At 72.0% G+C, this 16,574-nt stretch carries 10 protein-coding genes and 1 pseudogene; 9 read left to right on the top strand and 2 right to left on the bottom strand.

Going from position 1 to position 16,574, the window contains the following annotated elements; genetic code table 11:
- The first annotated feature begins 21 nt into the window (after positions 1 to 21).
- The 7 genes and pseudogenes from PV682_RS30540 to PV682_RS30570 all read left to right on the top strand — a co-directional run bounded on the left by PV682_RS30540 (position 22) and on the right by PV682_RS30570 (position 12,214).
- Positions 22 to 1,302 (top strand): carbohydrate ABC transporter permease, encoded by a 1,281-nt coding sequence (locus PV682_RS30540; protein ID WP_319734998.1) that lies wholly within the window; start codon positions 22 to 24, stop codon positions 1,300 to 1,302.
- Positions 1,299 to 2,141 carry a carbohydrate ABC transporter permease gene (locus PV682_RS30545; RefSeq protein ID WP_240001451.1) on the top strand — a complete coding sequence of 281 codons (843 nt, stop codon included), beginning with the start codon at positions 1,299 to 1,301 and terminating at the stop codon, positions 2,139 to 2,141. The genes PV682_RS30540 and PV682_RS30545 overlap by 4 nt, the downstream gene beginning before the upstream one ends.
- Positions 2,142 to 2,281: 140 nt before the next feature.
- Complete coding sequence (locus tag PV682_RS30550) at positions 2,282 to 4,525, top strand: bifunctional glycosyltransferase/CDP-glycerol:glycerophosphate glycerophosphotransferase (protein WP_319734999.1); 2,244 nt, start codon at positions 2,282 to 2,284, stop codon at positions 4,523 to 4,525.
- 182 nt (positions 4,526 to 4,707) lie between these two features.
- Positions 4,708 to 6,927, top strand: coding sequence for a bifunctional glycosyltransferase/CDP-glycerol:glycerophosphate glycerophosphotransferase (locus tag PV682_RS30555; protein ID WP_319735000.1), 2,220 nt, complete (start codon positions 4,708 to 4,710; stop codon positions 6,925 to 6,927).
- Between the two features lies 1 nt (position 6,928).
- Entirely contained in the window at positions 6,929 to 9,061 is a 2,133-nt protein-coding gene (locus tag PV682_RS30560) for a bifunctional glycosyltransferase/CDP-glycerol:glycerophosphate glycerophosphotransferase (protein WP_319735001.1), read from the top strand.
- 14 nt (positions 9,062 to 9,075) lie between these two features.
- Positions 9,076 to 10,290 (top strand): annotated as a pseudogene (locus tag PV682_RS30565) (hypothetical protein); the annotation flags it as partial.
- Positions 10,291 to 10,657: 367 nt separating this feature from the next.
- A complete protein-coding gene (locus PV682_RS30570) occupies positions 10,658 to 12,214 on the top strand; it encodes a hypothetical protein (RefSeq protein WP_319735002.1) in 1,557 nt (518 codons plus the stop codon).
- Between the two features lie 182 nt (positions 12,215 to 12,396).
- Here PV682_RS30570 and PV682_RS30575 read toward each other — a convergent pair whose 3' ends face one another.
- Positions 12,397 to 12,810 (bottom strand): organic hydroperoxide resistance protein, encoded by a 414-nt coding sequence (locus PV682_RS30575; RefSeq protein ID WP_055725322.1) that lies wholly within the window; start codon positions 12,808 to 12,810, stop codon positions 12,397 to 12,399.
- 118 nt (positions 12,811 to 12,928) lie between these two features.
- Between PV682_RS30575 and PV682_RS30580 the strand changes: the two genes are divergently transcribed.
- Positions 12,929 to 13,441: a MarR family winged helix-turn-helix transcriptional regulator gene (locus PV682_RS30580; RefSeq protein WP_407705763.1), complete on the top strand. Its 513-nt coding sequence runs from the start codon at positions 12,929 to 12,931 to the stop codon at positions 13,439 to 13,441.
- On the opposite strand, the gene PV682_RS30585 is transcribed toward PV682_RS30580, so the two are convergent.
- A complete protein-coding gene (locus PV682_RS30585; RefSeq protein WP_319735004.1) occupies positions 13,438 to 15,150 on the bottom strand; it encodes a glycosyltransferase family 39 protein in 1,713 nt (570 codons plus the stop codon). The two genes, PV682_RS30580 and PV682_RS30585, sit on opposite strands and share 4 nt — an antisense overlap.
- Positions 15,151 to 15,260: 110 nt before the next feature.
- On the opposite strand from PV682_RS30585, the gene PV682_RS30590 reads away from it, so the two are divergent.
- A complete protein-coding gene (locus PV682_RS30590; protein ID WP_319735005.1) occupies positions 15,261 to 16,544 on the top strand; it encodes a glycosyltransferase family 87 protein in 1,284 nt (427 codons plus the stop codon).
- The last annotated feature ends 30 nt before the right edge of the window (positions 16,545 to 16,574 follow it).

Below are 16,574 nucleotides of genomic sequence, written 5' to 3' on the forward strand. Positions count from 1 at the left end.
GCACCGCCACCGAGGAAGAGCGTGACCGGCACCAGGAGGACGGTGGCGGTGCTGTTCCTGCTACCGGCCCTGGTGCTGCTCGGCGCGCTCGTGGTGTACCCGATCGGGTACTCGGTCATCCGGAGTTTCTACGACCAGTCCGGCGATTCCTTCGCCGGTTTCGACAACTACAAGTCCCTGTTCTCGGACGACGGAATCCGAACAGCCCTGAAGAACAACGTCATCTGGGTGGTCTTCGCGCCCACCCTCACCACCGCGCTCGGTCTGATCTTCGCGGTGCTGACCGAACGGGTGCGCTGGGGAACGGCGTTCAAGCTGGTCGTCTTCATGCCGATGGCGATCTCGATGCTGGCCGCCGGGATCATCTTCCGGCTGGTGTACGACCAGGACCCGGACAAGGGGGTCGCGAACGCGGTCTGGGTGGGGGTGCACGACACGTTCGCGCAGTCCTCCGCGTTCCCGAAGGCGCACCCGGGCCGCAACTCGCCGCTGATTCCGGACGGGGGCGGGTTCATCACCAAGTCCCCGGTACAGGTGGGCGGTTCGGTCATGCTGCCGCTGGTCGGGGTCGCTCCGGACCAGATGCCGGACGACGCGAAGCGCGCCATGGCCAAGGCGCCGCAGCGGGGCGAGATCACCGGCACCGCCTGGCAGGACTTCACCCGGGGCGAGGGTGTCGGACGCCTCGGGCAGCCGGACGCCTCGGAGTTGGGGTACGCCGGGATGAAGATCGAGGCGGTGAAGGACGGCAGGGTCGTCGCCTCGACGAAGGCCGGGGACGACGGCTCGTTCACGCTCCCGGCCGCTGCTGACGGCTCTCAACTCCGGCTCCCGGCGAGCAACTTCAAGGAGGCGTACAACGGACTCGACTGGCTGGGACCGTCGTTGGTGACTCCGGCGATCATCGGCTCGTACATCTGGATGTGGGCCGGGTTCGCGATGGTGCTGATCGCGGCCGGACTCGCGGGTGTGCCACGGGAGTTGCTGGAGGCGGCGCGCGTCGACGGGGCCAACGAGTGGCAGGTGTTCCGGCGGATCACCGTACCGATGCTCGCGCCGGTGCTCGCGGTCGTCACCGTCACGCTGATGATCAACGTGCTGAAGGTGTTCGACCTGGTGTTCATCATCGCGCCGGGCTCCTCGCAGGACGACGCGAACGTCCTCGCGCTGGAGCTGTACCGCAAGGGCTTCTCCGAGGACCAGCCGGGCGTGGCGAGCGCCATCGCGGTGTTCCTGCTGCTGCTCGTCATCCCGGTGATGTGGTTCAACGTACGGCGGCTGCGGCGGGAGGTGCGGCGGTGATCGCGAAGCTGGTCGAGAAGGTCAACAGCGGTGTCGTACGCGTCTTCCTGATCGTCGTCGGGCTGTTCTGGCTCGTGCCGACGATCGGGCTGCTGCTGTCGTCGCTGCGGGCGCCGGAGGAGATGAGCGCGAGCGGCTGGTGGAAGGTGTTCGAGGAACCCTCCCAACTCACCTTCTCCAGCTACGAGAAGCTGCTGGAGAACAGCGACATCACGAACTCGATCCTCAACACCGTGCTGATCACGGTGCCGGCGACCGTGCTGGTCGTCGTCATCGGGGCGCTCGCCGGGTACGCGTTCGCGTGGATGGAGTTCCCGGGGCGGGACTGGTGGTTCCTGGGCGTGGTGGGCCTGTTGGTCGTGCCCGTGCAGGTGGCGCTGATCCCGATCGCCGAACTCTTCGGGAAACTGGGGCTGTTCGGGTCGGTGTTCGGGGTGATCCTGTTCCACACCGGGTTCGGGCTGCCGTTCGCGGTGTTCCTGCTGCGCAACTTCTTCGCGGAGATCCCGCGTGAACTGCTGGAGGCCGCGCGGCTGGACGGCGCGGGTGAACTCCGGTTGTTCGCAAGGGTCGTGCTGCCGCTGGGGGGTCCGGCTATCGCGAGTCTCGGCATCTTCCAGTTCCTGTGGGTGTGGAACGACATGCTGATCGCGCTGGTCTTCACGGACGCCGACAGCCAGCCGATCACGGTCGCGCTCCAGACCCAGGTGAGGCAGTTCGGCAACAACATCGACGTGCTGGCGCCGGGCGCGTTCATCTCGATGGTGATCCCGCTGGTCGTGTTCTTCGCGTTCCAGCGGCAGTTCGTGTCGGGGGTGATGGCGGGGGCGGTGAAGTAGGCCGTCCCGGGGGCGCGTCCGGCCGTTCGGTACGGCGTTCGGGTGCGGCGCGTCCCCCAGATGTCGTAACCCTGCGTAACCATCGCACGTCGGGCCGCGTTGCCGGGCAGAACGCCCGCGCCGACCCATGGATGTCCCCCTTGCCCAGGTTCAGTGTCATCGTCCCCGCGTACAAGGTCCAGGCGTACCTCCACGAGTGCCTCGAATCCGTACTGTCCCAGTCGTACCGGGACTTCGAGCTGATCGCCGTGGACGACGGTTCGCCGGACGCCTGCGGCGAGATCATCGAGGAGTTCGCGGCCCGCGACGCCCGGGTGAGCGCGCTGCGGCTGCCGGAGAACGCCGGTCTCGGCGCGGCCCGCAACGCGGGGATCGCGCGGGCGTCCGGCGACTATCTGGTCTTCCTCGACGGGGACGACACCCTCACCCCGGACGCGCTGCGGGCGATCGCCGACCGGCTGACGGAGACGGGCGAGCCGGAGGTCCTGGTCTACGACTACGCGGGCGTCCACTGGAGCGGTGAGCGCGAGCGCGACCGGTTTGCCGGGCAGCTCACCGAACTCGGCCCGGCGCCCTTCCGGTTGGCGGACCGGCCGGGCTTGCTGCGGGTCCTGATGGTCGCCTGGAACAAGGCGGTACGCCGCGACTTCGCCGCCCGCGAGGGCCTCACCTTCCCGCCGGGCTACTACGAGGACACGCCCTGGACGTACCCGGCCCTCATGGCCGCCGGGTCGATCGCGACGCTGGACCGGGTCTGCGTGCACTACCGCAAGCGCCGGCAGGGCAACATCCTCTCCACGACGAGCCGCAAGCACTTCGACGTCTTCGACCAGTACGACCGCGTCTTCGCGTTCATCGACCAGCGCCCCCAACTGGCGTGCTGGCGGCCGGTGTTGTTCCGCCGCATGGTCGACCACCTCTCCACGGTGTTCACCCGGCCGGGCCGCCTCCCCCAGGACGCCCGCGCCGAGTTCCTGCGCAACGCCCGTACGTACTACCGCCGTTACCGGGTCCCCGGCGCCCAGATCCCGCTGCGCTCCCGGCTGCGCCACGCCCTGGTCCACTTCGGCCTGCACCGCACGTACCGCGCCGTCCAGTCGGCGATGGCCCTGCGCGGCCGTACCCGCGCCCTCTCGGCGCAGGCCAGGCGCGCGCTGCGGGCGGCGCTCCTCCAGCTCCACTACCGCATCCAGCTGAAGCTGCCGCTGCGGCACAACGCGGCTGTGTTCTCGGCCTATTGGGGGCGCGGCTACGGCTGCAACCCGGGCGCGCTGGAGTCCGCGTTCCGGGTCTTCGCGCCCCACATCCGTACGGCGTGGATCGCCAACTCCCCTCACCAGCACACGATTCCGGCGGGACCGCGCCGGATCGCCCCCGGCACGGCCGCCTACTGGACGGCGCTCGCCCGCTCCAAGTACCTGGTGAACAACGTCAACTTCGACCGCAGGCTCGTCAAACGGCCCGGCCAGGTCTTCGTGCAGACCCAGCACGGCACCCCGCTCAAGCACATGGGCCTCGACCTCCAGGACCACCCGGCGGCCGGCCGCGACGTGGACTTCGCGGAGCTGCTGCGGGGCGTCGACAAGTGGGACTACGTGGTCTCCGCGAACCGGCACACGACGCTGACGTGGGAGCGGGTCTACCCGGGCGGCTACGAGACACTGGAGACCGGCTACCCGCGCAACGACCTTCTGCTGCAAGCCACTTCGGACGACGTCTCACGCATCCGCGCCTCGCTCGGCATCCCGCACGACACGGTCGCGATCCTCTACGCCCCCACCCACCGCGACTACCGGCGCTCGCAGCGCGTCTCCCTCGACCTGGAGCGTGTCCTCGCCCGGCTCGGCGAGGGGTTCACGGTCCTCGCGCGCGCCCACTACTGGCAGCCGGACGTCCTGCCGCGCGGGGGCAGGGTCATCGACGTGACCGACCACCCGAGCGTCGAGTCGCTGTGCCTCGCGGCGGACGCGCTCGTCACGGACTACTCGTCGATCATGTTCGACTACGCGGTCCTGGACCGGCCGATCGTCGTCCACGCGGACGACTGGGAGGCGTACGAGGCGGCCCGGGGAACCTACTTCGACCTGCGCGCCTTCCCGCCCGGCGCGGTCGCGCGCAGCGAGGACGAGCTGATCGACATCTTCGCGACGGGCCACTGGCGGGGCTCCCGCTCGGCCGAACTGCGCGCCGCGTTCCGCGAGCGCTTCTGTCCGTACGACGACGGCCACGCCGCCGAACGCGTCGTGCGGCGCGTGGTGTTGGGCGAGGAGCCCGCCGCGCTGCCGCCGGTCGTCCCGCTGGACCGGCGGGTGCCGGCAGCGTCGGCCCGGCCGGGGATTCCACGCCCGGCGGTCAGCAACTCCCTGTCTCCTCAGGGGCGTTGATCTGAGGCGGCCGGTCGGGGCTCGGCCGGCGGCGGTACGACCGCGGCACACGGGCCGGCGATCCCACAGCCCAGGCCGCCGCAGTCCATCCCGCACGGCCACAACCCAAGTCGGCACTGCCGCACCCCACGTCGGCACGGCCGTCGCACAGTTCGGTGAGACCGCAGCACAGAAGGACCCGCATGCCCCGCTTCAGCGTCATCGTCCCGTCCCACGGCGTCGCGGGCCGGCTCGCCCTCGCGCTGGACTCCGTACTCGCCCAGCGCTTCCGGGACTTCGAGCTGATCCCGGTCTGCGACGGCCCCGACTGCGCGGCGGCTGCCGTGGTCGCCGGGTACGCCGAGCGGGACGCCCGGGTCGTCCCGGCGCACTCGCCGCCGGACGCCGGTCTGGCCGGGGCCCGCAACACGGGTCTGCTGCGGGCGCGGGGCGCGTACGTCCTGTTCCTCGACGGGGACGACCAGTTGGCGCCGGACGCGCTCACCGCCGTGGCCGCGCGGCTGAAGGAGACGGGCGAGCTGGACGTCCTGCACGTCGAGCACGAACGGCTGCCCTGGTGGGAGGGCGAGCCGAGCAACCCGACCGCCGGACTCCGGGCGCCGAAAGGGGTGTTCACACCGGCGCAGGCTCCGCACCTCACCGGCGTACAGGTCCCGGCGTGGAGTGCGGTGTACCGACGGGGATTTCTGAGTGGGCATCAGATCACCTTTCCTGACGGCTACTTCGTCGACGTCGGGTTCGGTGGGCTGGTGGCTCTGCATGCCGAGCGGGTGGCGGTGCTGCGGAAGGTCGTCGTGCGGCATCTGCTGCGGCGGCAGGGCGGGCGGCTGAATCTGCCGGGTGAGCACCACCTCCAACTCCTCGACCAGGCCGAGCTGGTGCTGTGGCGGGCGGTGCAACTGAAGCTCCCTGCCGAGCGGTTGGGGCCGCTGTTCGAGCAGCTCTTCGCCGCTGTCCTCAAGACCGCCGCGCATCCCGGCCGGTTGGCGGGGTGGCGGAGGCGGGCGTTCTTCCGGCGGGCGGGGCGGATGTACCGGCGCTACCGGCCCGCCGGGTTCCGCAGGCCGGGCGGGAGTCTCGGGGTGCAGCATCTGCTGCTGGCGGCGGGCGCGTTCACGCTGTTCCGGGCGCTGCGGCGGGGGCACCGCAAGGCGGGGGCGTTCTCCCTCCCCCGCCGGACACCGTCACCGCTCAAGCTCCCGCTGGACCCCAACTTGGCGGTGTACTGCGCCTATTGGGGGCGCGGCTACACCTGCAACCCGGCCGCCATCCACGCCAAGGCCCGTCAACTCGCCCCGCACATCAGGTCGGTGTTCCTCGTCGAGCCCGGCCGGGAGCACACCGTCCCCGAGGGTGTCGAGCACGCGACGCTCGGCGGCCGGCGCGCCACGGAGCTGCTGGCCACCGCCACCTACCTGGTCAACAACGCCAACTTCCCGGCGGCCGTGGTGAAACGCGAGGGCAGTGTCCACCTCCAGACCCAGCACGGCACCCCTCTGAAGACGATGGGTGTCGACCAGGCGAGGTACCCGGTGGTCGCCTCGGTCACCGGCAGCTACACCACCCTGATGCGCAAGGTGGACCGCTGGGACTTCAACCTCTCCGCCAACAGCCACTCCACCCAGGTCTGGGAGCGCGCCTTCCCCGGTACGTACGAGCAGTTGGAGTACGGCTATCCGCGCAACGACGTCTTCTACACGGCCACCGCCTCCGAAGTCGCCGCGCTCAGACGGATGTTGGGCGTCCCGGACGACAAGACGGCCGTCCTGTACGCCCCGACGTACCGCGACTACCGCTCCGGGTTCGAACCCGGCCTGGATCTCGCCGAGTTCTGCGCGGCGGCCGGTGACGACGTCGTCGTCCTGCTGCGCGCGCACTACTACTACGACCGGGGTCGACGGCCCGGCGCCGGGCGGGTGATCGACGTGACCGGGCATCCGTCGGCCGAGGAAGTCTGCCTGGCCGCCGACGTGTTGGTGACGGACTACTCCTCGATCATGTTCGACTACGCCAACCTGGACCGGCCGATCGTGGTGTACGTGCCCGACTGGGAGGTGTACGCCGAGACCAGGGGCGTGTACCTCGACCTGCCGGGGGCACCGCCGGGTCCGGTGGCGCGGACGCCGGAGGAACTGGGGCGGATCTTCGCCGAAAAGGCGTACCTGTCAAGGGAGTCGGCGGAGTTGCGGGCCGGATTCCGGTCCCGGTTCTGCGAGTTCGACGACGGGATGGCCGCCGAGCGGGTCGTACGGCGGGTGTTGCTCGGGGAGCCGCCCGAGGCGTTGCCGCCGGTGGTCCCGCTCACGGAGCGCACGCCGGCGCCGGCGGCGTCGTCCGGCTCTCCGGTCCCGTCCGACTCGGGAGCCCTGTCCAGCTCGTCGTCCTCGTCCACAAGGAGTTGACGTGCCGCGTTTCAGCGTCGTCGTGCCCTGTTTCGACGTCCGGAGTTTCCTGCGCGAGTGTCTGGACTCGCTGCTCACGCAGTCGTTCCCGGACTTCGAGGTGATCGCCGTCGACGACTGCTCGCCGGACGACAGCGGGCGGATCCTCGACGAGTACGCGGCGCGCGACGATCGGGTGCGGGTGCTGCACCTGCCGGAGAACGCCGGCCTCGGCCCCGCGCGCAACGCCGGCATGGCGCAGGCGCGCGGCGACTACCTGTTCTTCCTCGACAGCGACGACACGCTCACGCCGGGCGCGCTCGCGGCCATCGCGGACCGGCTCGCGGAGAGCGGCGATCCGGACGTCCTGGTCTTCGACTACGCGCGCTCCTACTGGTGGGGCGGGGTCCGCCGGAACGTTCTCGCGCATGTGCTGGCGCGGACGGACGAGGTGTTCTCGGCGTCCCAACTCCCCGAAGTCCTCGACCTGATGATGGTCGCGTGGAACAAGGTGCAGCGCCGCGACTTCGTCGAGCGGCACGGCTTCGCGTTCCCGCCGGGCTACTACGAGGACACGCCGTGGACGTTCCCGGTCATGTTCAGCGCCGGGCGGATCGCGCTGCTCGACCGCGTCTGCGTGTTCTACCGCCAGCGCCGCCAGGGCAGCATCCTGTCCACCACGAGCCGCCGCCACTTCGAGATCCACGAGCAGTACGGCCGGGTCTTCGCATTCCTCGACTCCCGCCCGGAGCTGGCGGGTTGGCGCCCGTTCCTGCACCGCAAGCTGGGCGAGCACTGCCTCGACATCCTCGGCAGACCGAACCGGCTCCCGCCCGCCGACAAGGCCGAGTTCTTCCGCCGTACGGCCGAACTGTTCCGCACGCACCGGCCGGACGAGGAATCGATTCCGCCGAACCTGCGGGTGCTGTACGGGAGTTGGACGGCCTATCTGGCCCGGCAGCGCATGGAGGGCGTCCGCAAGCGGCTGCGCGAGGCGGCCGTGCCCCGCGCTCGCCGGACTGCCGCCAAGGCCCGCTCGAACCGGCCGCTGGACCCCAACTTGGTGCTGTACTCGGCGTTTTCGCACCGGGGCGTGCTCGGTGACCCCGCCGCGATCTACTACAAGGCGCGCGAGATCGCCCCGCGGCTGCGCGGCGTGTGGGTCGTCCGGGACGGCGCGACGGGCGTGCCCGACGACGTGGAACGCGTCCTGCCCGACTCCCGCGCCTACCGCCGACTCGCCTCCAGGGCCTCGTACTTCGTCAACAACGTCACCTGGCCCGGGGGGCTCGTGAAGCGTCCCGGGAGCACGCACATCCACACCCACCAGGGCACCCCGCTCAAGTACATGGGCGCCGACCTCCTCACCAAACCCGGCGCCCGCTACGGGATCGACGTACCGCGTATGCTGCGCCAGGCCGACCGCTGGGACCACAGCCTGGTCGCCAACCCGCACTCGGAGCTGGTGTGGGAGCGGGCGTACCCGTGCCACTTCGCGTCGGCGCGCACTGGCAGCCCGCGCAACGACGTCCTGGTGACCGCCTCCCCCGACAGGGGAGTCGAGGTGCGCGAGCGGCTCGGCATCCCCGCCGGGGACACCGTCGTCCTGTACGCGCCGACCCGCCGCGACCACGTCCGGGGCGGGCACGTCGACCGGATCGACCTCGCCCGGTTCGCCGCCGGCCTCGGCGAGGACCACACCCTCGTCGTACGGCTGCACCCCTCGCTCGCGGCGGGGCCCGTGCGCGGGCTTGGGCTCACGGAACTGCACCGGCGCGGGGTGCTGGTCGACGCGACGGACGAACTCCACGTGGAGGACGTCATGGTGGCGTCCGACGTCCTCGTCACCGACTACTCGGCGCTGATGTTCGACTACGCCAACCTGGACCGGCCGATCGTCGTGCACGCCGACGACCTCGCCACGTACACCGCAGCGCGGGGACTGTACTTCGACGTCACCGCCGAGCCGCCCGGCCATGTCACGTACAGCCAGGCGGAGTTGGCGGAGCTGTTCGCCTCAGGGCGCTGGCGTGACGAGGAATCCGCCGTGCTGCGCAAGGAGTTCAGGGCGCGGTTCTGCGCGTTCGACGACGGACATGCCGCCGAGCGCGTCGTACGGACCCTGCTGCTCGGGGAGCCGGGGGCGGGCGGGTGAGGGCTCGGGCGTGGGTGCTCGTGCTGGGGGCGCTGTTCGCCGTGTGCCAACTCGCGGTCGTGACCGGGCGGGACACGCCCGACTCCAAGAACTACCTGTCGTACGCGCTGTCGTTGCGCGGCGACGACAAGCGGGCGGCGGCCACGGCGACGATCGACTACGTGTGCGCGGGGCGGGGGTCGATCGCCGCCAGGCGACAGGGTGTTGATGTCACGCGGTTCCGTGAACCCGGCCCTCGCGCGCGAGTTGTCGCCGCCTGCCGGGCGAAGGAGTGGCGGGCGGTCGAGGCCCGGCTTCGAAGCGGTCAAGTCGCGGGCCGTACCGTGCCGTTCGCGTCCGCCCGGTTCATGCGGATCTTCGAGGCCCGGCCCGGGTATCCGGCGTATCTCGTGCCGTTCCTCGTGGTGTTCGGGGTGACGTGGGGGGTGTGGGCGGCGAGTGTGAGCGTCGCCGTGCTCGGTGGGGTGCTGGTCTTCCTGATCCTGCGGACGCTGCGTGCGCCGCCCGCCGCGTGCCTGACCGGGCAGGTCCTGTACTACGCACTGCCGGTCGGGACGACCGCGATGCGGCCGATGGCCGAGGGGCTGATGCTGGCGCTCACGCTGACGGCGTTGTGGGGGTGCGCGCTGGTCGTGGAGCGCGGGCGGGTCGGGGCCGGTGTCTGTCTGATCGGCTTCGCGCTGGCCGCGTTGTTCGCCGTCAAGCACTCGCAGGCGCTGTTCCTCGCGGCGTGCCTCGTCGTTGCTGCAACCGGTTTCCGTCTGTTGCGGCCCCGGCGCGGGGTGGGCGTAATCGCGGGCGTGGGTCTCGGTGGGGTGCTGGGGGTGCTGCTGCTGGCCCGCGCGCTGCACTTTCCGTCGGCCTCCGAGAGCGTCCAGGATCTGCTGACCGGGCATTTCGCGCACCCCGACCGGGCTCGGCCGTGGGGCGAGCTGCTGCGGCTGGAGGCGCGGTTCTGGGTGGAGTGGCTGCGGCGGCAGTTGTGGGAGCCGTTGCTGCTCGTTTCTGTCGCCGCCGGGGTGTGGGGGGTGGGGCGGCGGCGGGGGTTCGGGGTGTTCGCGGTGGCCGTCGCGTTCACGGGGGTGTTGACGCAGGCGGGGCATCCGGACATCGGGATCTGGGGCGGGCGGCTGGTGGTGCTGGTGTGGGTTCTGCCGGTGGTCGGGGTGCCGTTGCTGCTGGAGCGGGCGGGGTGGGTGCCGGGGGCTCCGGGTGGGGTGGCTCCGGTGGAGGGGCGGGCGCGCGGGAGGGCGGTTCGTGGTGGGGGCCGGCTCGGCGCGGGGGTTCCGCTCGGCGCGGGGGTTCCACTCGGCGCCGCGCAGCCGCCGTCCGCCTCCGGGGCCGCTGCCGAGGCCGCTGCTGGGGCCGCTGCCGGGGCCGCTGCCGGGGCCGCTGCCGGGGCCGCTGCCGAGGCTGTTCGTGCCACGCAGCCGCCATCCGCCTCCGGGGCCGTTCGTGCCGCGCAGTCATCCGCCGCGCGCCGCGCCCCCCGAGGCTGTTCGTGTGATCACCCGACCGGGTGATCAGCAGTAAAGGCACCCGCCCCGCCGGGAACATACGCGGAATGCCGCTGATCTCCCTCCGCTCCCCCGCCCGGTGAGCGCCGGTGCCCTGATCCGTCGTCCCGCGCGCGGGGCGACGGCGTTGCGTGGTGGCCGGGTGTGGCGGCCGAGCCCCTATCAGGTGGTCGGGTTCGGGTTCTTCCTGGTGATGACGCTGACGTGCTGGCGGGTGCCCCTGTGCTGCGACGCCGGGCAGCACGCGGCGGTGATCGAGCGGCTGAAGGCGAACCTCCTGGAGCCGCGTCACCCCACCGCCGATCTGCCGGGCGCGGGGAGCCCGTACTACTCGCCGTACGCGCTCGCGCAGGCCGTGTTCGCGCGGGCGGCCGGGCTGACGGGGTGGGAGGTGCTGCGGCTCGCCGCCCCGGTGAACCTGCTGGTGCTGCTCACCGGGGTCGGGCGGTTTGTGCGGGTGCTGACGCCGCGGCCCTGGGCGCCGGTTCTCGCGCTGGCCGCGATGACGCTGCTGTGGGGGACGGACCGCGCCTGGTGGAGCGGCTACCTCGGGCTGATGTCGATGACCGGGACCCTGCCCTATCCGTCCGCGTTCGCCGCCGGGCTGACGTTCTGGGCGTGGGCTCTGACCGGGGCACGCGCGCGGGACGGTCGCCGGGTGCGTTTCGTCGGCCCGCGCGGGATGCGCGGTTTCGCCGGGTACGCCGTGCTGGGTGCCCTCTACGGGGTGATCCTTCTGGTGCATCCGATCACCTCTGTGGCCGCGTTCCTCGGGGGTGCCGCCTTCGTCATCGGGTGGGAGCGGGGGTGGCGGTGCGGGGCGCTCGCGCGGTGGGTGACGGCCGGGGTCGTCGCGGTCGTCGTCGCGGGGAGCTGGCCGTACTTCGACGTGTTCGCGCTCGCCGGGGACACCGGGGTCGACGGTATGCACCGACGCCTGTACCTCGATCTGTGGGGGCACTTCTGGCTGGCCCTCCTCGGCGTGCCGGCCCTCTACGCGCGTGCGCGGCGCTCCGCCCGGGATCCACTGGTGCTGCTGTTCGTCCTGGAGTGCGGGGTGGTGGCGTACGGGTGGGTGAGCGGGCACTACACGTACGGGCGCGTGCTGGGCCTGACGCTGGTCCCGCTCCAGTTCGCGCTCGCCGTGGAGTTGTCGGCTCCCCGGCCCTGGGCGTCCGGGCGCCGGGTCCTCGCGGGGTGTGCCGCCGTCGCCGCCTGCCTGGGGTTCTGGACCGTCCAGGCCGGCGCCGTCGTCCCGCGCGCGCTGGATCCCGTCGGCTTCGACCAGCCGCCCGACTGGCCCTCGTACGACTGGGCGGCCCGCCATATCCGTCCCGGCGAGGTCGTCGTCACCGACGGGTACCACGCGGTCCATGCGATCGCCGGGTACGGGGCGAACCTCGCCGCGCCCGCGTGGCCGGACGCGTCGGTGGCGGAGGGGGTGCGGGCCGCGCGGCTCGCGGACGTGCGCGCGTACCTGTCGCCTGCGGCGGGTCCTGCGGAGCGGGCCTCGTTGGGGCGGCGGTACCGGGTGCGGTGGCTGCTGCTGACCCGGTGGCATCGGGTGCCGGAGGAGGCGGTGGTGGTGGCGTGGAGCCGGCGGACGGGGGAGGTGTTGGCCCGGGTCCGGTACTAGGCGGGCCGGGCGGCGACACGCCGACGGCCCCTCAGGGCGCCTGGGGGGCTGTTCCGCTCGGCCGGGGGGTAGCTGAGCGGAACGGCCCCCCAGGCGGCCTGAGGGGCCGCTGGGGGTGTTCCTGGGGCCTTCGAGGGCGCCGGGTGGGGGGGCGGGATGGGTGATGCCCCCTGGTGAAACGGTTACTCGACGACGAGATCGACCTCGATGTTGCCGCGGGTCGCGTTGGAGTAGGGGCAGACCTGGTGGGCCGTCTCGACGAGCTTGCGGCCCGTGGCCTCGTCGACCGTGTCGGGGAGCTCGACGCGGAGGGTGACCTTGAGGCCGAAGCCCTCGCCCTGCTTGCCTATGCCGACCTCGGCGGTGACGGCGGCGTCGCTGACGTCGACCTTGGCGTTGCGGCCGACGAGGCCGAGCGCGCTGCCGAAGCAGGCGGCGTAACCGGCGGCGAAGAGCTGCTCCGGGTTGGTGCCCTCGCCGTTGCCGCCGAGCTCGGTCGGCAGGGCCAGCGCGACGTCGATCTTGCCGTCGTTCGTGTAGGCCCGGCCGTCGCGGCCGTGCGTGGCGGTGGCGACTGCGGTGTAGATCGCGTCCATGGTTCGAACCATCCCTCTTGGAGAGTCGTGACGGGGGGTGGCCGGTCCTTTCGCGCCTGCGCTCCGGGACCGCCTCACAGAGACGATTAGAGCACACAATTAAATTGTGCACAACCGAATGGCCCGCAAGAGCTACCCTGGTGCCATGAGCCCGACGACGCCGACGCCCGCCGCAGCCGAAGAGAACTGGCTGCGCCTGGACCGCCAGATCTGCTTCTCCCTGCACGCCGCCTCGCGCGCCTTCAACGGCGTCTACCGAGTGGTCCTCAAGGACCTCGGCCTGACCTACCCCCAGTACCTGGTGATGCTGGTCCTGTGGGAGGAGGGGCCCCTCCCGGTCAAGAAGCTGGGCGAGCACCTGCGCCTGGACTCCGGCACCCTCTCCCCCCTCCTCAAGCGCCTGGAGGCGGCCGGGCTGGTCCGCCGCGAACGCAGCGCGCGCGACGAGCGCTCGGTCGAGGTCCGCCTCACCGACGAGGGCACCGCCCTGCGCGCGCAGGCGCTCCAGGTCCCCCGCCGGATCATCTCCGCGACCAGCTTCGACCCGGAGGAGATCCGCGCTCTGAAGGGCCAGCTGGACACGCTCACCGCGGCCCTGGACGAGGCGGCGCTGGAGGAGCCGCGCCCCTAGGAGGTCCGGTCCTTGCGCACGTACAGCCGGATCACCGTCCCGCGCAGGACGGCGACCTGGCGGGGCTCCGCCGCGACGAAGTCGTCCTTGACGATCTCCAGCTTGGTCTTCTCGACCGGGTCCGAGGGCGACCACTCGCTGCCCCGCCACAGGGTGTACGACTGGGAGACGACCCAGAGGCGGTCGACGTCCTGGAGGTTGCGGCGCACGCGTGCGGGCGACAGCTCCGTCCCGTAGAGCGTCCCGGACTCGGGTCCTGGGACGTCCAGCGTCATGTCGCGGGTGCCCCGGAAGTCGGCCGGGTAGGTCAGCGCGGGGCGCCGGGCGATGGCCGGCAGGTACATCACGGCGTCCCCGGGCCGCATCATCCGCGCGGCGGCGGTGGCGGTCTCGGCGAGGTCGTCCCCGCGCGAGGCGGTCGTCCGCTCGAAGCGCTGGACCGGCAGCTGGAAGGCGAAGGCCCCGGCGACCGCCAGCGCGCCCGCGAGGGCGACGGCCCCCCGCAGGGCCACTCGCCCGCGCGCCCGCTCCGGTGAACCCCCCGCGGGCACACCGGCCGGCGCGTCCCGGTGCGTCTGCGGTACGACGGCCAGGCCGCCCCCGTCGGATTCGCCTTCGCCGCGCGCGCCCGCGTGAACGGCGTCGAGCCGCAGGGCCAGAGTCTGCGCGTCCACGCGCGCGGGCGGAGCCTCGACGGCGTCGCTCCCCGCGCGCGGGGAGATCTTCCGGGCGGCGAGGGACAGCCCCCGCAGTATTCGGTCACCGCCCGCGGCGGCGAGCAGCGGCGCCCCCGCGAGCGCGTACAGCACGTACCGGTCGTCGTACATGGGCCGCTCCTGCGACACGAGCAGCAGCACGGCGGGCGGGACGACCAGCAGGGGGGCCGCGACCGTCGCGACGGACAGCCGGCGCCGGGTCGGGAGGGCTATCAGGGCGAGCAGGACGCAGGTCCAGAAGACGGCGCCGTACTCGCCCAGGAACATGTGCGCCAGGTTCTCGACGCGCTTCAGGTCGGGCCTGGCCAGCCAGGACACCTGCTTGGACTGGCCGTTGGAGACGTAGACGAGCGGCAGCAGGACCAGCACCGCTGCGCCGGACGACGCGATCCAGCGGGTCCAGGCCCGTCTGGAGGCGCCGCACAGGATCAGGGTGACGCCGTGGGCGAGCAGGACCAGGACGGCGAACTCGTGCAGCAGGCAGGTGACGGCGACGGCGAGGCCGTAGGGCCACCAGGGGCGGCCGTCCAGGGCCCGCAGCAGCAGGAGGGTCGCGGTGAGCGCGCCGGCCGTCACGAGGGCGTACGAGCGGCCTTCCTGGGCGTAGTGGGAGACCATCGGCGTGCAGGCGAACAGCAGACCCGCCCAGAGGCCGACGCGCGGCCGGGCGAGCCGGGTGCCTATCGCGGCGACCACTCCGGCGGCGACGGCGGCGCCGACGACGGACGGCAGCCGCAGGGTGACCTCGCTCGCGTGCACGGACAGCACGACGTGCATGAACAGGTAGTACAGGCCGTGCACGGCGTCGACCTCGTGCAGCAGCTTCCAGATCTGCGGCAGCGACCGCTGCCCCACTTCGTACGTCACCGCCTCGTCGCGCCACATGCCGCCGCGGTCGATGTGCCACAGCCCGAGGGCGACCATGACCACGACAGGGACAGCCACGGCGAGGGTGGCGGGAACGCGTGCGCGCGCGAAGCGAGTGGTCGTCACGGGCCGATTCTGCGGCATCTGAGCCATAGGGCTGGTCTTACCTGCGATTCACTGTGTTTTAGATGTCCATTAGTGCAGGAACGGGAAACAAGCCGCTTACGATCCGGCAAATGCCCCTTCCTTCCTCCCGCCCTCCGGGTGGTGTGAAGAAACGTCACGGCCTCCGCCCCCTCCTCCTTCTCGCCGCCGGCTGGCTCGGCACGCGCGCGCTGATGCTCTGGCTGCTCACGCACGCGGACTCGCGCTGGCTCGGCCAGGGCAACGTCACGCGCGAGGTGTGGCGGCTCTACCACGACTGGTACCTGGTCCTCGCGCACGGCACGTTCCCCACCCACGACCCGCTGTGGCAGTACCCGCCGGGCGCGGGCGCGGTCATGCTCTCCCCCGCGCTGCTGCCGTTCCTGTCGTACTTCCAGGCGTTCGTCGTCCTCACCCTGGTCTGCGACGCGGTGACGACGGCCGCCCTCGCGCGCGCGGGGTCGGCGCCGGGCCGTTCCCTGGCCGGCGCGGCCCTGTGGGTGTGCGGTCTGCCGCTCCTGCTGCACACCCCGCTGGCGCGCTACGACGTCCAGGTCACCATGCTGGGCGTGCTGTCCCTGGTGGCCATGGCCCGGCGCCCGCGCGTGGCGGGTGTCTTCGCGGCGCTGGGGGCGCTGGTGAAGGTGTGGCCGGCGCTGCTGCTCCTGGGCGCGCCGAAGGGGCGTGCCACGCGCGCGGCGTGGACGGGGACGGCCGTCACGGCGGTCACCGTCCTCGCCGTCCTGGCGGCGGCCTTCGGCCACCCGTTCTCGTTCCTGCGCGAGCAGGGCGGCCGGGGTGTGCAGATCGAGTCCCTGGGCGGCACGGTCCTGCTGTTCGCGACGCACGCGGGCTGGCCGGGTGCGGTCCGCTATCAGTACGGCGCCATAGAGTTCGTCGGCCCGTACGTCGGCGGCGTCGCCGACGCGTCCCTGGCGCTGACGGCCGTCGCCTTCGCGCTGCTCCTGCTGTGGCGGCTGCGTTCGCGCCGGCACACGCCCGCGACGCCGTTCGACGCGGCCCTGTGCGCAGTCCTGCTGTTCACCGTCACCAGCAGGGTCATCAGCCCGCAGTACATGATCTGGCTGGTCGGCCTGTCCGCGGTGTGCCTGACCTCCCGGCACACCGTCCAGCGGCCGGTCACCGCGCTGGTCCTGGCGGCGACGGCGGTCAGCGCGGTCGTGTACCCCGGCCTGTACGACCAGGTCACCGCCTGCACCTGGCTCGGCTGCGGCCTGATGCTGCTGCGCAACGGGCTGCTGCTGACCGCCGCGGTGCTGTCCTTCGTCCGCCTGTGGCGCACGACCACGGGCCGTTCCGCGGCCGGTACGGGGAGTTGTCCACAGGCTCGGCGGCGGGAGCCGGCACCTGCTTGACTGGGGGTGCAGCGAGGACGGGACGTGGAG

It is taken from the genome of Streptomyces niveiscabiei, from assembly GCF_033794345.1.
Classification (GTDB): Bacteria; Actinomycetota; Actinomycetes; order Streptomycetales; family Streptomycetaceae; genus Streptomyces; species Streptomyces niveiscabiei.

Excerpts from the sequence above, each read along its gene's own strand:
- PV682_RS30555 (WP_319735000.1), top strand. The coding sequence starts at position 4,708 with ATGCCCCGCTTCAGCGTCATCGTCCCGTCCCACGGCGTCGCGGGCCGG.
- PV682_RS30575 (WP_055725322.1), bottom strand. The coding sequence starts at position 12,810 with ATGGACGCGATCTACACCGCAGTCGCCACCGCCACGCACGGCCGCGAC.
- PV682_RS30580 (WP_407705763.1), top strand. The coding sequence starts at position 12,929 with ATGGCCCGCAAGAGCTACCCTGGTGCCATGAGCCCGACGACGCCGACG.
- PV682_RS30590 (WP_319735005.1), top strand. The coding sequence starts at position 15,261 with ATGCCCCTTCCTTCCTCCCGCCCTCCGGGTGGTGTGAAGAAACGTCAC.